15 protein-coding genes are annotated in these 12,493 nt (G+C 64.8%); 5 read left to right on the top strand and 10 right to left on the bottom strand.

Translation table 11 applies throughout. The features are described from left to right. Positions 1-88: 88 nt before the first annotated feature. The 6 genes from prmC to E8M84_RS16955 form a co-directional block, all read right to left on the bottom strand. Positions 89-943, bottom strand: a complete 855-nt coding sequence (prmC, locus tag E8M84_RS16930) for a peptide chain release factor N(5)-glutamine methyltransferase (protein ID WP_137112382.1) — start codon at positions 941-943, stop codon at positions 89-91. Continuing rightward, positions 940-1,998 (bottom strand): peptide chain release factor 1, encoded by a 1,059-nt coding sequence (gene prfA, locus E8M84_RS16935; RefSeq protein ID WP_137112383.1) that lies wholly within the window; start codon positions 1,996-1,998, stop codon positions 940-942. The genes prmC and prfA overlap by 4 nt, the downstream gene beginning before the upstream one ends. Before the next feature lie 175 nt (positions 1,999-2,173). After that, positions 2,174-2,638 (bottom strand): DUF1499 domain-containing protein, encoded by a 465-nt coding sequence (locus E8M84_RS16940; RefSeq protein WP_346763696.1) that lies wholly within the window; start codon positions 2,636-2,638, stop codon positions 2,174-2,176. Positions 2,639-2,648: 10 nt separating this feature from the next. Further along, entirely contained in the window at positions 2,649-3,614 is a 966-nt protein-coding gene (gene speB / locus E8M84_RS16945) for an agmatinase (protein ID WP_137112385.1), read from the bottom strand. A gap of 102 nt (positions 3,615-3,716) precedes the next feature. Next, positions 3,717-5,123: an aminotransferase gene (locus E8M84_RS16950; protein ID WP_137112386.1), complete on the bottom strand. Its 1,407-nt coding sequence runs from the start codon at positions 5,121-5,123 to the stop codon at positions 3,717-3,719. A gap of 191 nt (positions 5,124-5,314) precedes the next feature. Further along, entirely contained in the window at positions 5,315-5,725 is a 411-nt protein-coding gene (locus E8M84_RS16955; protein ID WP_170971973.1) for a DUF6636 domain-containing protein, read from the bottom strand. A gap of 77 nt (positions 5,726-5,802) precedes the next feature. Here E8M84_RS16955 and E8M84_RS16960 point away from each other — a divergent pair, with 77 nt between their 5' ends. Then, the gene (locus tag E8M84_RS16960; RefSeq protein ID WP_137112388.1) at positions 5,803-6,180 is read left to right on the top strand and encodes a hypothetical protein; all 378 of its coding nucleotides are present in this window, start codon (positions 5,803-5,805) and stop codon (positions 6,178-6,180) included. Here the strand turns inward: E8M84_RS16960 and E8M84_RS16965 are convergent. Next, positions 6,177-7,340 (bottom strand): M20 aminoacylase family protein, encoded by a 1,164-nt coding sequence (locus E8M84_RS16965; RefSeq protein ID WP_137112389.1) that lies wholly within the window; start codon positions 7,338-7,340, stop codon positions 6,177-6,179. The two genes, E8M84_RS16960 and E8M84_RS16965, sit on opposite strands and share 4 nt — an antisense overlap. Further along, complete coding sequence (locus tag E8M84_RS21550) at positions 7,328-7,507, bottom strand: hypothetical protein (protein WP_170971974.1); 180 nt, start codon at positions 7,505-7,507, stop codon at positions 7,328-7,330. Before E8M84_RS21550 ends, E8M84_RS16965 begins: the two co-directional genes overlap by 13 nt. Positions 7,508-7,608: 101 nt before the next feature. Here E8M84_RS21550 and E8M84_RS16970 point away from each other — a divergent pair, with 101 nt between their 5' ends. The 3 genes from E8M84_RS16970 to E8M84_RS16980 all read left to right on the top strand — a co-directional run bounded on the left by E8M84_RS16970 (position 7,609) and on the right by E8M84_RS16980 (position 10,230). Continuing rightward, positions 7,609-8,247 (top strand): outer membrane protein, encoded by a 639-nt coding sequence (locus E8M84_RS16970; RefSeq protein WP_137112390.1) that lies wholly within the window; start codon positions 7,609-7,611, stop codon positions 8,245-8,247. A 79-nt stretch (positions 8,248-8,326) separates the two neighbouring features. Then, positions 8,327-9,130 carry a nucleoside triphosphate pyrophosphohydrolase gene (mazG, locus tag E8M84_RS16975; protein ID WP_276607131.1) on the top strand — a complete coding sequence of 268 codons (804 nt, stop codon included), beginning with the start codon at positions 8,327-8,329 and terminating at the stop codon, positions 9,128-9,130. Positions 9,131-9,231: 101 nt separating this feature from the next. Beyond that, positions 9,232-10,230 (top strand): Fe(3+) ABC transporter substrate-binding protein, encoded by a 999-nt coding sequence (locus E8M84_RS16980; RefSeq protein WP_137112391.1) that lies wholly within the window; start codon positions 9,232-9,234, stop codon positions 10,228-10,230. Positions 10,231-10,318: 88 nt separating this feature from the next. On the opposite strand, the gene E8M84_RS16985 is transcribed toward E8M84_RS16980, so the two are convergent. Then, on the bottom strand, positions 10,319-10,693 hold the full coding sequence (locus E8M84_RS16985) for a hypothetical protein (protein WP_137112392.1): 375 nt from the start codon (positions 10,691-10,693) through the stop codon (positions 10,319-10,321). A gap of 140 nt (positions 10,694-10,833) precedes the next feature. On the opposite strand from E8M84_RS16985, the gene E8M84_RS16990 reads away from it, so the two are divergent. Then, the gene (locus tag E8M84_RS16990; RefSeq protein WP_137112393.1) at positions 10,834-11,886 is read left to right on the top strand and encodes a LacI family DNA-binding transcriptional regulator; all 1,053 of its coding nucleotides are present in this window, start codon (positions 10,834-10,836) and stop codon (positions 11,884-11,886) included. 178 nt (positions 11,887-12,064) lie between these two features. Here E8M84_RS16990 and E8M84_RS16995 read toward each other — a convergent pair whose 3' ends face one another. Beyond that, positions 12,065-12,469 carry a hypothetical protein gene (locus tag E8M84_RS16995; RefSeq protein WP_137112394.1) on the bottom strand — a complete coding sequence of 135 codons (405 nt, stop codon included), beginning with the start codon at positions 12,467-12,469 and terminating at the stop codon, positions 12,065-12,067. Positions 12,470-12,493: the final 24 nt, after the last annotated feature.

Genomic DNA, 12,493 nt, shown 5'->3' on the forward strand with positions numbered 1-12,493 from the left:
GCAATCCCGTCCCATGCAAGGGTCAGTAATCACAGGGAACGCAGCCTGACAAGCGCAAATTATGCAAGACCGGCGTTTTTGGGCGGGCTCAGGCGCAGCCGCAACTGTCCCCGCCGGGCTTCACCGCCGCCACCACCCGGTCGCGACCGTCCATGTCGGGCAATACGCGGACCTGCTCCAGCCCGGCCCTGGTGAACAGCGCGGACACTGCCGCCCCTTGCGAGGGACCGATCTCGACCAAGAGCCGCCCCCCCGGCATCAGCCGCGCCGGGGCATCGCGCGCGATGATCCGGTAGGGCTCCAGCCCGTCGCCGCCGGGGGTCAGCGCCAGATGCGGCTCCCAGTCGCGCACTTCGGGTGCCAGCTCCGGCATTTCCTCCGCCGCGATATAGGGCGGGTTCGACACGATCAGGTCATAGGCCCCGGTGACGCTCGCAAACCAGTCGGACTTGCGAAACCGCGCCCGCGCCTCCAGCCCCAGGTCGCGGGTATTGCCAACCGCCACCTGCAAGGCCGCATCCGAGATGTCAGTCCCCAGCCCGCGCGCCATCGGCATGTTCTTGAGACAGGACAGAAGGATGCAGCCCGTGCCGGTGCCAAGATCCAGCATCTTCAGGAACGGCTGCGACAGGGCCTCGGCCACCAGCGTCTCGGTTTCGGGGCGCGGGTCCAGTGTGTCGCGCGTCACGCGAAAGGACTGACCCCAGAACAGCCTCCGCCCGGTGATCTGCGCCACCGGCTGCCGCGCCAGACGGGCCTGCAGCGCCGCTTCATACAGGGCTTCCTGCGGCCCCGTCATCTCGTCGGGCAGCTTCAGCGTAAGACGGTCGTGACCGATGCCCAAGGCATGGGCCAGCAGCACCCGCGCATCTCGCGACCCGTCCGCGATCCCGGCCTCCTGCAGCAAGGGGATCGCCCGGCGCAGCGCGTCCGATGCCTTCATCCCTCCATCTCCGCCAGCCGCTCGGCCTGGTCATGCGCCACCAGCGCGTCGATGATCTCGGTCAGATCGCCGCCCATGATCTGCGGCAGCGCGTAAAGCGTCAGGTTGATCCGGTGGTCCGTCATCCTCCCTTGCGGGAAGTTGTAGGTGCGGATGCGTTCGCTGCGATCGCCCGAGCCGACCTGGCTTTTCCGGTCCGCCGCGCGTTCCGAATGCAGCCGCTCGCGTTCCGCCTCATAGAGCCGCGACCGCAAGACCTGCATCGCGATCTCGCGGTTGCGGTGCTGCGACTTCTCGGAACTCGTCACCACGATCCCGGTCGGCAGGTGGGTGATCCGCACCGCCGAATCCGTCGTGTTGACATGCTGCCCGCCCGCGCCGGAAGACCGCATCGTGTCGATCCGGATGTCGCTGGCCGGTATGCTGATCTCGACCTCATCCGCCTCGGGCAGTACCGCCACCGTCGCCGCGCTGGTATGAATGCGCCCCTGCGCCTCGGTCTCGGGCACGCGCTGCACCCGGTGCACGCCGCTTTCATATTTCAGCCGGGCAAAGACGCCTTCGCCCTGCACATGGGCCGAGAATTCCTTGAGCCCCCCGACATCCCCCGCCTGTTCGCTGATGATCTCGAAGGTCCAGCCCATCTTCTCGGCATAGCGCTGGTACATCCGCGCCAGGTCGCCCGCGAAAAGCGCCGCCTCGTCGCCCCCGGTCCCGGGCCGGATCTCGATGATCGCCGGCCGCGCGTCGGCGGCATCCTTCGGCAGAAGCGCCAGCCGCAGGGCCTGCTCCATCTCGGGGATGCGGGCCTTCAGCCGGGGCAGTTCCTCCTCGGCCAGCGCCTTCATTTCGGGATCGGCCAGCATGGCCTCGGCCTCGGCCAGGTCGTCCAGCGACTGGCGATAGGCGCGGATTTCGTCCACGACCGGCTTCAGGTCGGTATATTCCTTGGAAATCTTCGCAATCTCGGCCGGGGCCGCCGATCCGGCGTTCAGCTGTGCTTCAAGAAACTCGAAGCGTTCGGTGATCTGCGCAAGCTTGTCCAAGGGTACCATGGCCGGGGTTTCGCCCGGAACCTGCCAAGGGTCAAGGGGCAACCCGCCCTGCTTTCCCTTCGCCAAATATCCCCGCGCAGAGCGCAGTCCCGAGCGCTTTGTGTCCTTCACACAAAAGCGCGAGACAAAAGACTTGCGGCCCTTGCCGCTCAATCTGAAAACCGTCCGAACCCGGCTAGAAACCGGTCATCTCCGGCGGTTCGTTCAGACCCAGCAGCTCCTGCACCCAGCCGCCAATCCGCCGGGCGTTCACGCCCCAGTCGTTCGACCCGAACCGCTGCCGCCCGGCGATGCAAAGGCCCGGCCCCTCCATCACCTGCGCGGTCGTATAGTCAGGGTAACCCATCAGGCCCGACCGCGTGACCCAGGTGATCCGCCCTTCGTCTGGGGACCCCGCCAGCCGCACTGTCCGCGGCGTCGCCAGGGCAATCGCGTCGAGCTTCTCCAGCAGCGCCTTCGGGTCGCCCTGGATCGGACCATAACGGTTGTCGGGCCGGATGCAGAAGACATGCGCATGGGCGGGCAGACCGCCCGCCGCAAGGTCGACATGCCACGCCTTGGGGTCCGACGGCGCAAGGCGGATGTAGGCGATCCCCCCTGCCCCGGCGACCAGAAGCAACCCCAGCAGCCAGCCCGACATCCGCATGTCCCTACCTTTGCGTCCGCGCCCAGTGGTAAAGGCAGATCAGCTCGTAGGCGACATGCGCCCCGGCGATCGCCGTGGCTCCCGTGGTATCATAGGGTGGCGAGACTTCCACCACATCCCCGCCGACCAGGTTGATCCCGGCAAGATCGCGCAGGATCGCCGCCACCTGCCAACTGGAAAGCCCGCCCCAGACCGGCGTGCCGGTACCGGGCGCGAAGGCAGGGTCGAGGGCATCGATGTCGAAGGTCAGGTAGGTGGGCCGGTCGCCGACGATGCCCTTCACCGTCTCCACGACGCGGGAAACGCCCCATTCATGCGCCTCGCGCGCGGTGATGACGTTGACGCCCAGATAGTCCTCGGTCGTCGTGCGGATGCCAATCTGGACCGAGCGTTTCGGGTCCACCAGCCCAGCCTTGACCGACTTGTAGAACATCGTCCCGTGGTCGATCCGGTTCGGGTTGTCGTCGGGCCACAGGTCGGAATGGGCATCGAAGTGGATCATCGAGAGGGGACCGAACTTTTCGGCGTAGGCCTTCAGGATGGGATAGGTGATAAAGTGATCCCCACCCAAAGTCACCGTCCCCGCCCCCGCCGTCAGGATGGTGCGGATGTGGTTCGTCAGGGTCTCGGGAAACTCCGGCACGTTGGCATAGTCAAAGGCCACATCACCGTAGTCAATGATCGACAGGTCCTCCAGCGGGTCCGTCCCCCAGCCCGGCGGCGGGTCGTAGGGCATCAGGCTCGATGCCTCGCGGATTGCGCGGGGACCAAAGCGGGTGCCGGCGCGGTGGCTGACCGCCTGGTCGAACGGCACCCCGGTGATCGCCAGATCGACCCCGGTCAGGTCCTTGGTATAGGTCCGGCGCAGAAAGCTGGTCGCGCCGCCGAAGGCGTTTTCAAAGGAATAGCCCCGGTTGGAATTCCGGGTGAACGCAGTGTCGACCTGCGTCTTTGCGTCTTCAAGTGCCATGAGATGTCTCGGGTCTGTCGGCGCAGTCGTTCAGCGGAGACGCGCGGATCCGGTCCGGGCAGGAAACCCGCGCCCGGACCGCTTGTCAAGGGTTTGATCAAATCACCCGATCCTGTGGCCTTCCCGCACCAGCTCGTCGGTGACCTTGCGGATCGCCTTCTCCAGCACCTCAACCACGAAATCGACCTGATCCATGCTGATCGTCAGCGGCGGCGACATCACGTTCAGATGCCCGATGGGCCGCACCATCAGCCCCATCGCCTCGGCCGCGTCGCTGATCCGTTTCGATTCATTCACCCCGTCCGGCAACGGCTCCTTGGTCAGCTTCGAGGCCACATTCTCCACGCAGACCATCAGCCTCCGCCCGCGGACCTGTCCGACCAGCGGCAGCGCCTCCAGCCCCTTCAGCCGGTCCAGGAAATAGTCCCCGACCGTGGCCGCGTTCTCCAGAAGACCCTCGCGCTCGATGATCTCGATCGACTTCAGCGCCGCCGCGCAGCTGACCGGATGCCCCGAATAGGTGAAACCGGAGGTGAACCACCGCTCCCCTTTCGCCGCCATCACGTCCCAGATCCGATCCGAGAAGATCAGCGCCCCCAGCGGCAGGTAGCCCGAGGTCAGCCCCTTGGCACAGGTGATCATGTCGGGGACCACGCCGAATTCATCCTCGGATGCGAACCAGTGCCCCAGCCGCCCGAATGCCGTCACCACCTCGTCGGCGATGAACAGGATGTCGTGGCGCTGGCAGACCTCCCACATCCGGCGCAGATAGCCTTCCGGGGGCACGATCACCCCGCCACTGGCCTGGATCGGTTCCGCGATGAACCCGCCGATCCGGTCTGCGCCCACCCGCGCGATCAGGTCCTCGAACTCCGCCACCAGCCAGTCACAGAACTGTGCCTCACTCATCCCCTCCGGCCGGCGATAGGGGTTCGGCGGGGTCAGGTGGTGGATGCCGTCCTCCTTGTAGCGAAACTCGGCCACCCGGTCGCCCGGCCGCTTGCCCACTGATTGCGACAGATAGGTCGAGCCATGGTAGGAATGATCCCGCGCGACGATGTCGGTCTTCTCGGGCCGACCCATGCAGGTCTGATAATACCAGACCATCCGCACGGCAGTATCCACCGCGGTCGAGCCACCAGTCGTCAGATGCACCCGGTTCAGATCGCCCGGCGCCAGCGCGGCCAGCTTCGCGCCCAGAAGCGCCGCAGGCTCGTTCGTCACATCGACGAAGCTGTTGGCAAAGGCCAGCCGCTCAACCTGGGCTGCAATCGCCTGCGCCATGTCCTTGCGGCCCAGTCCGACGTTGGTGCACCACATGCCGCCCACGGCATCCAGATACTGCCGCCCCTCGGTGTCCCAGAGATAACAGCCCTCCCCCCGGCTCATCACCAAACTCCCCTCTCGCTCGAAGGGGCCAAAGTTCGTCCAGGGGTGCAGAGCGTGGCTCCGGTCCATCTCCCAAAGCGAATTCGGGGTGGGCCGTGCCAGGGCCATGGGGGCGGTCATGTCAGGTCTCCGTTGTTGAATGACACAAATGGATAACAACGGCAGACTAGCAGTTTGATCAAAATCCGGCCAGCCCCCTGGCATGTCCAAAGGTTGGGGGTCACCCAGATATGGTGTCCAAAGGTTGATCCGACCCCCATTAGGACCGGATGGCCGGGCTCAGGGCGCGCCGTGCTGATTCGGGGCCCGGCCTAGAACAGCTTCTGCTGCGCCTTCCTGACGCTGAAACCATGCCCCTCGGCGTTGGTGCAGGTCACGCCGGTCTTGGCCGACACGCAGGATATCCCGCCAAGGCTCACGGCCTGGCCATAGGGCAGCACGAAGTTCCCGGGGTCGATCATCGTGTCGCCGACGCAGCCCAGGACCCCCGGACCATAAGCCCCCACCACAAAGGCCATGCCCCAATCCAGATCACAACCCGCAGGCCGCCGGGTGTAGGACGGCGTATAGTCCCGCAGATCGCAGCGGGCTTCGGCAGAGCCGCTCCAGGTGTAGATCGAACAATGGATGTTCCCGGTCGGCGACTGGAACCCGATATAGTCCTGCGCGGCGGCGGGGCCGGACAGAAGCGCAAAGGCGGCAAGGGCAAGTCGGACTTTCAAAATCATCTCCCTTCATGACATGGTCCGGCGGGGTCGTGACCATGGCCCCAGCCTCAATCCCTGCATGAGGTGCGAAGATGCCCTCCGTCGTCAAGGCTGCCGTTGCCTATGTCGTCCCGGTCTTCGCGGTGGCCTTCCTGCTTGGCGCGCTGCGCGTCACGCTGGTCGCACCGGTGACCGGCCCGCTTTTCGCCGTGGCATTGGAGGTGCCAGTGGTCCTTCTGCTCTCCTGGGCCGTGGCGGGCCGCGTCCTGGCGCGCTGGCCCCTGCCCCGGACCCCGCGCCTTGCGATGGGCGCTCTTGCCTTCGCGCTTCTCATGCTGGCCGAATTCGCCACAGCGCTAGGCTTCGGCCAGACCCCGACCGCGTTCCTTGCCGCCATGAACACGCCAGCCGGAGCCCTGGGCCTTGCCGGTCAGATCGGCTTTGGCTTGATCCCCGTTCTTCGCCGCTAGGCCAGGGGCTGCGCCCGTTCGACCAGCCGGGCGAAGAAGCTTGCCCCGATGGGGGCCGCCTCGTCGTTGAAATCGAAGGCCGGATGGTGCAGCCCCGCCCCCGGCCCCGTGCCCAGGAACAGATAGGCCCCGGGTCGCGCCTCCAGCATATAGCTGAAATCCTCCGACCCCATCTCGCGCCCGGCGCGGGCGTCGACCGCATCCTCGCCCGACACTTCCCGCGCGACTTCGGCGGCGAAATCCGCTTCGTCCTCGTGGTTGATCGTCGCCGGATAACCCCAGTCATAGCTGATCTCGGCCTTGACCCCATAGGCCGTGGCATGCCCCTCGACAATCTCGATGAACCGCTTCTTCAACAGCGCCCGCACGTCAGGCTTGAAGCAGCGGATCGTCGCCGCAAAATACCCCTCCTCGGGGATGATGTTCGACGCCGATCCGGTGTGGATCATCGTCACCGAGATCACTGCCTCGTCCAGCGCATAGACGTTGCGCGGGATGATCGTCTGCACTGCCTGCACCATGCCCACGATGGCCACCACCGGGTCGACGCATTCGTGCGGCGTGGCCCCGTGCCCCCCCTTGCCGGTGACCTTGACCACCGCCGTGTCGACCGAGGCCATCAGCGGCCCCGGCGTGGTCTGGAAATGGCCGAAGGGAATGTTCGGCGCGTTGTGGATGCCATAGACCTGCCCGATGCCGAAGCGGTCCATGATCCCTTCCTGCACCATGACCTGCCCGCCCCCGCCGTCCTCCTCGGCAGGCTGGAAGATCAGCGCCACCGTGCCCGCAAAGTTCCGCGTCTCAGCCAGGTATTTCGCCGCGCCCAAGAGCATCGTCACATGGCCGTCATGGCCGCAGGCATGCATCTTGCCCTTCTCTAGGCTCGCATAGGGCGCACCGGTCAGTTCCTCGATCGGCAGCGCATCCATGTCGGCGCGGAGCCCAATGACCGGACCCTCGGCGCGGCCCTGTATCAGCGCCACGATCCCGGTCTTCGCGATCCCCCCGTGGATCTCGTCCACCCCGATCTCGCGCAGCCGCTCGGTGATCCAGGCCGCCGTCTCATGACATTCGAAGGCCAGTTCCGGATGCATATGCAGATGCCGCCGCCAGCCTTTCATCTCTTCGGCATAGGAGGCGATACGGTTCAGAACGGGCATGATGACGGGTCCTTGCGGGTCAGTGTCAGCCTTTGATCAAATCGGAAATCGCAGGCAACCGCAATCACCGAAGCGCCGCGCCCGGCGCCGTCAACGATCAGGATTGCCATACCCTTGTCGACGGCACGACAGAGTAACCCTGTCTCAAGAAAGATGCGGAATTGCATCACTTGTCATAAATGCGAATCACCCACAGGAGCGGACAGGCGGAACACAGACGAACTCTGCTATATGCATATGATAAGCCTTCAGAACGGAGAGCAGTACAATGAAAATCTCGCTTGCACTTGCAGCGCTTGCAGTCCTGTCCAGCCCGGCCATTGCCGGTGGACCGACGATGGTCGCCGATGACCCGATGCCGGCTGCCGCTCCCGACCCAGTCGCCGTGCATGATTGGTCCGGCCCCTATGCCGGATTGAGCTATGGGCGGATATCGGGAGACTATGAAGAGGTTTTCGGCTTCGCTTCAGACTACAGTTCGGGCAGCGCGGTCGGTGCGTTTGTCGGCTACAATGTGCAGCGCGGACAAATCGTTTACGGCGGTGAGTTGAGTTATTCCTCCGTCTCCGATGTGGCCCTCGAAGCCGGTGGAGGAGACGACACGCTGGACTCTCTCTTGGACCTCAGGGGTCGCATTGGGTATTCTGTCGGCAAGGCCCTGATCTACGGAGCAGTTGGCTATTCGCGCGGTGAGTGGACGATCAACTCGACCGGTGGCGGGACTTTGTCGGGCTCAAGTCTCGGTGTTGGCGTTGACGTTGCGGTCAGCCAGAGGATGTTCGTCGGTCTCGACTACACGAGCCGACGTATGGACGGCACTCTCGACAGCTTCAGTGGCGGTGGTGCGTTTGATGTTGAATCGACGACGACAAATTCGGTCTCGCTCCGCGTCGGCCTCTCCTTCTGACCCTTCTGTCGTCCGGGCGTGACACCGCCCGCGAAACCCCTACACTGCGCCCGGACAAAGTTCCGGGCGCAGGCATTTCGTGACCACTGACACTCTCCCCCCCTCCGGCATCGACCGTCTTCTCGCCATCATGGCAGCTTTGCGTGACCCGCAGACCGGTTGCCCCTGGGACATCGAGCAGACCTTCGCCACCATCGCCCCCTACACGCTGGAAGAGGCGCACGAGGTCGCCGACGCCATCGAGCGCCAGGCCTGGGGCGAAATGAAAGGCGAACTGGGCGACCTGCTGTTCCAGACCGTCTTTCATGCCCAGATGGCATCCGAGGCCGGGCATTTCAGCTTTGCCGACGTGGTCACCGCCATCTCAGACAAGATGATCGCCCGCCACCCGCATGTCTTCGGCGATGGCAACCGGGACAAGACCGCCGAACAGCAGACCCGCGACTGGGAGGCGCAGAAGGCAAAGGAACGCGGGACCGCGCGCACCTTGGACGGCATCGCCCAGTCGCTCCCTGCCCTGACCCGCGCGCTGAAACTCCAGAACCGCGCCGCCCGCGTCGGCTTTGACTGGCCCTCGACCGATCAGGTCCTCGACAAGCTGGTCGAGGAAGCCCGCGAAGTGACCGAGGCCCGCGATACCCTCACCCATGACGCCCTCACCGAAGAAATTGGCGACCTCCTCTTCGTCATGGCCAACCTCGCCCGCCACCTGAAGGTCGATCCCGAAGCTGCCCTGCGCGCTGCCAACCAGAAGTTCACCCGCCGTTTCGCCCGGATCGAGGACTGGCTTGCCGAAGCCGGAAAAACCCCTGCCGACAGCGACCTGGCCGAGATGGACGCGCTCTGGAACCGCGCCAAGGCGGAGGACAAGACCAAGGCCTGACCGGGTCCCGCGACAAAATGCCGAGTAAATCACTCAACCACTTGACCCAAGCAAAACACTCGGGTTTAAGCGCCGCATAACCTGACAAAAGGAGTCAGCCAATGCTGCGCCTCTCGACCCTCGCCCTCCTCGCCTGTTCCGTCCCTGCCCTTGCGCAAGAGATCAACGTCTACTCGCACCGCCAGCCGGAACTGATCCAGCCGCTCGTCGATGCCTTCACCGCTGAAACCGGCATCGCCGTGAACGTGGCCTTTGTCGACAAGGGCATGGCCGAGCGCCTGCAGGCCGAGGGCGACCGCTCGCCGGCTGACCTCGTCCTCACCGTCGACATCGCCCGCCTGCTGCAGATCGTCGAGGCCGATGTCCTGCAGCCTGTCCAGTCCGACGTGCTGGAAGCCAACATCCCCGCCGAACTGCGTGACCCGAACGACCTCTGGTTCGGCCTCACCTCGCGCGCGCGGATCGTCTATGCCTCGAAAGACCGCGTCGCCCCGGGCGAAGTCACCACATATGAGGACCTTGCGTCCGACAAGTGGAAAGGCCGCCTCTGCACCCGTTCGGGCCTGCATGACTACAATGTCGCCCTGCTCGGCGCGATGGTCGTCCACCATGACGAGGCTTACGCGACCACCTGGGCCGAGGGCCTGAAAGCCAACCTCGCCCGCAAGCCCGACGGCGGCGACCGCGACCAGGTCAAGGCCATCGCCGCAGGCGAATGCGACATCGCGCTGGGGAACACCTACTACATGGGCCAGATGCTGGCCGACCCCGAACAGGTCCCGGCCGCCGAGTCGGTCAACATCGTCTTCCCGACCTTCGAGGCCGGTGGTACCCACCTGAACATCTCGGGTGTGGCGATGACCAAATCCGCCCCGAACCGCGAAAATGCGCTGAAATTCATGGAATGGCTGTCGGGCGACACCGCGCAGAAGATCTATGCCGAGACGAACTATGAATTCCCGGTCAAGGCTGGCGTCGAACGGTCCGAGCTGGTGAAAAGCTGGGGCGAGTTCACCCCCGACACCACCCCCCTCGCCGCCATCGCCGCCACCCGCGGTGCTGCCGTGAAGATCATGGAGACGGTGAACTTCGACGGGTGAACGCTGGCAGGGCACCCAGGAACAACCCTAACCTCTTTCTGGAAGGACGCGCGAACCCGCGCGTCCTTTCGCACATCTGTATTGCAGGCTAAGCGCTTGTCTTCATCTCGATCCGGATGCCATGCACGGCGACATCGGACTCATTCAGCACCCGTCCGGCCGGTTGCGGCGCCATGTTGACGACAAGGCAGCCCTTGCCGTCCCAGCCCTCCAATGCGGCCAGTACATCGCGCGTGGGCGGCAATCGCACTCCTTCGGGCGTAAGATCCACCACCGGTGGCTTCAACTGGTCGAAAACGAAGACCGAGGGCCAGCGGTGGTGATGCGTCGGCTCTTCCTCGTTTGGCTCCAGCGTGACTTCCAGGACTCGCAACCGGTCATTCTCGAACAGGACCTTGTGCTGCTTGGGCGCAGCCACGACCGCGTCAAGCGCAGGATCCCAGGACATCGGCGAAACGGACATGTTGATCTCCTCTGAGCAATTGGCCGCCAGGCAAGGCGGTCGGTGACAAGACCTCCAACAGTTCTTGAATCGATTCAAATGCCAGATTACGCTGAGAGGTGAACCCGTCAAGCGAAACTTGAATCGATTCAAGTACGGAAGTGCAGGATAAGAACGCAATGGTCAGGCTGATCGATGTGGCGCGGGCGGCGGGGGTCTCCCAAGGCACGGCGTCCAATACCTTTAACAACCCAACCCTAGTGCGCCCTGCCCTGCGGGAGAAAGTCGAGGCTGCCGCCCGCGCGCTTGGCTACGGCGGCCCCGACCTGCGCGGCAGCCTGCTACGGACCGGCAAGTTCAACGCCGTTGCCGTGCGCCCACCCAGCCAGTGGACGATTGCCGAAAGCCTGCGCAATCCTGTGTTCAGCGAGTTTCTGCTTGGCGTCGGCTCGGTCTGCGATGCGAATGGGGCCGATCTTGTAGTTTCCTCTGGCAGGTTGGACGCCTCCGGCGGCACGAAGGCTCTCGTCGACGGCATGATCTTCCTGCGGGTCGAACACATGGCAGAGGTAGAACCTGCCCGCCTGCGCCGCATGCCGGTCGTCGTGATGGATTTCGACGCAGGCTCCGAAATCAGCTCGGTCCATGTCGATACCCGGATCGGCGCACGTGAAGCCGCCCGTCACCTTCTTGACCTTGGACACCGCCGCTTTGGCATCATGTCCTTCTTGCGTGATCCCGGAGCGGCCCGGGTCTTTCCACCGGGTACCGCCCGCCCACCAGCAGCCGCGGGAACGGTTGTCGATCAACAGAAGTACCTCGGCTATGCCGATGCGCTGGCTGAAGTTGGCCTCGACATCGCCGCGATTCCTATGGTTCAGGCCGAGGTCAACGATGCCCGCGCCGCCGGACTACTGCTGGATGCCGCGCCCCAGGCAACGGCGATCCTCTCCATGTCCGTGATGCAGGGTATCGCCCTCCTCGGCGAAGCGCGACGGCGCGGCCTTTCCGTGCCTCGCGATCTCTCCGTCGTCGCCTACAACGACATCGAGGCAGCCACCCGCTGCGACCCGCCCCTCTCTACGGTGGACAGCCTGACCCGTGAAAGAGGTGCCTTGGCCGCTAAACTGATCTTTGAACGTGGACCCGCCCGCCACGAAAGGCTGACTCCGCGGCTGGTAGTCCGTGCGAGCACGGCATCACCCCGAACCTGACCACCACAAATTTCACTTCGCGCGGTGCAGTTCTACCCCATGAACTCCACCGGCAGCACCGTTGGCAGGTGCCGCGCGACCTCTTCCCAAGTCTCGCCCCCATCCGGGCCCGGAATCACCGACTTCGATTTCGCCCCGCACTCAGAGTAGGTAAAGGAACTGTTGGGGCGTCGGGAACCTATCCCCCGAACATCCCTGTCCAGACCATGCCAAGACCCACCAGCAGGGCCGCCCAGCCCGACCACAGAAGCCAGCCGGTGACCCGCGGACCTTGGGCGCCCCCTGTCGCCTGCGGCTTGGTCTCGATTCCGAACAGCCGCAGAAGGCTCCGCAGCCAGCCCAGCCGCAGGCCCGCCTTGTCCAGCGCTGCGCCAATTCCCGCCCCGACCATCGCGCTGCGCAGGTATCGCGTCATGGCTTCGACCCCGCTCGCCTTGACCAAGGCACCGGACAGGACCAGCAGAGCCAGCCCACCCAGCCCGATCCACAACCGCCGAGCCTCGCCCAGCCAGCTGTCGACCAGTGCCTCGGTTCCAAAGGCCACCGCCACCACCACCGCAATCGAGACAAACCAGTGAATCATCGCCTCCCGCCCATGGGTGACGGA

Origin of the sequence: Rhodobacter sp. SY28-1 (assembly GCF_005222785.1) — a bacterium.
Classification (GTDB): domain Bacteria; phylum Pseudomonadota; class Alphaproteobacteria; order Rhodobacterales; family Rhodobacteraceae; genus Tabrizicola.

Bases quoted from the DNA above. Each gene is read 5' to 3' on its own strand.
- E8M84_RS16965 (WP_137112389.1), bottom strand. From the start codon at position 7,340: ATGCCCGTTCTGAACCGTATCGCCTCCTATGCCGAAGAGATGAAAGGC.
- E8M84_RS16980 (WP_137112391.1), top strand. From the start codon at position 9,232: ATGCTGCGCCTCTCGACCCTCGCCCTCCTCGCCTGTTCCGTCCCTGCC.
- E8M84_RS21550 (WP_170971974.1), bottom strand. From the start codon at position 7,507: ATGCAATTCCGCATCTTTCTTGAGACAGGGTTACTCTGTCGTGCCGTC.
- E8M84_RS16960 (WP_137112388.1), top strand. From the start codon at position 5,803: ATGCCCTCCGTCGTCAAGGCTGCCGTTGCCTATGTCGTCCCGGTCTTC.
- E8M84_RS16985 (WP_137112392.1), bottom strand. From the start codon at position 10,693: ATGTCCGTTTCGCCGATGTCCTGGGATCCTGCGCTTGACGCGGTCGTG.
- prfA (WP_137112383.1), bottom strand. From the start codon at position 1,998: ATGGTACCCTTGGACAAGCTTGCGCAGATCACCGAACGCTTCGAGTTT.
- E8M84_RS16950 (WP_137112386.1), bottom strand. From the start codon at position 5,123: ATGACCGCCCCCATGGCCCTGGCACGGCCCACCCCGAATTCGCTTTGG.
- E8M84_RS16995 (WP_137112394.1), bottom strand. From the start codon at position 12,469: ATGATTCACTGGTTTGTCTCGATTGCGGTGGTGGTGGCGGTGGCCTTT.
- speB (WP_137112385.1), bottom strand. From the start codon at position 3,614: ATGGCACTTGAAGACGCAAAGACGCAGGTCGACACTGCGTTCACCCGG.
- E8M84_RS16940 (WP_346763696.1), bottom strand. From the start codon at position 2,638: ATGTCGGGCTGGCTGCTGGGGTTGCTTCTGGTCGCCGGGGCAGGGGGG.
- prmC (WP_137112382.1), bottom strand. From the start codon at position 943: ATGAAGGCATCGGACGCGCTGCGCCGGGCGATCCCCTTGCTGCAGGAG.
- E8M84_RS16970 (WP_137112390.1), top strand. From the start codon at position 7,609: ATGAAAATCTCGCTTGCACTTGCAGCGCTTGCAGTCCTGTCCAGCCCG.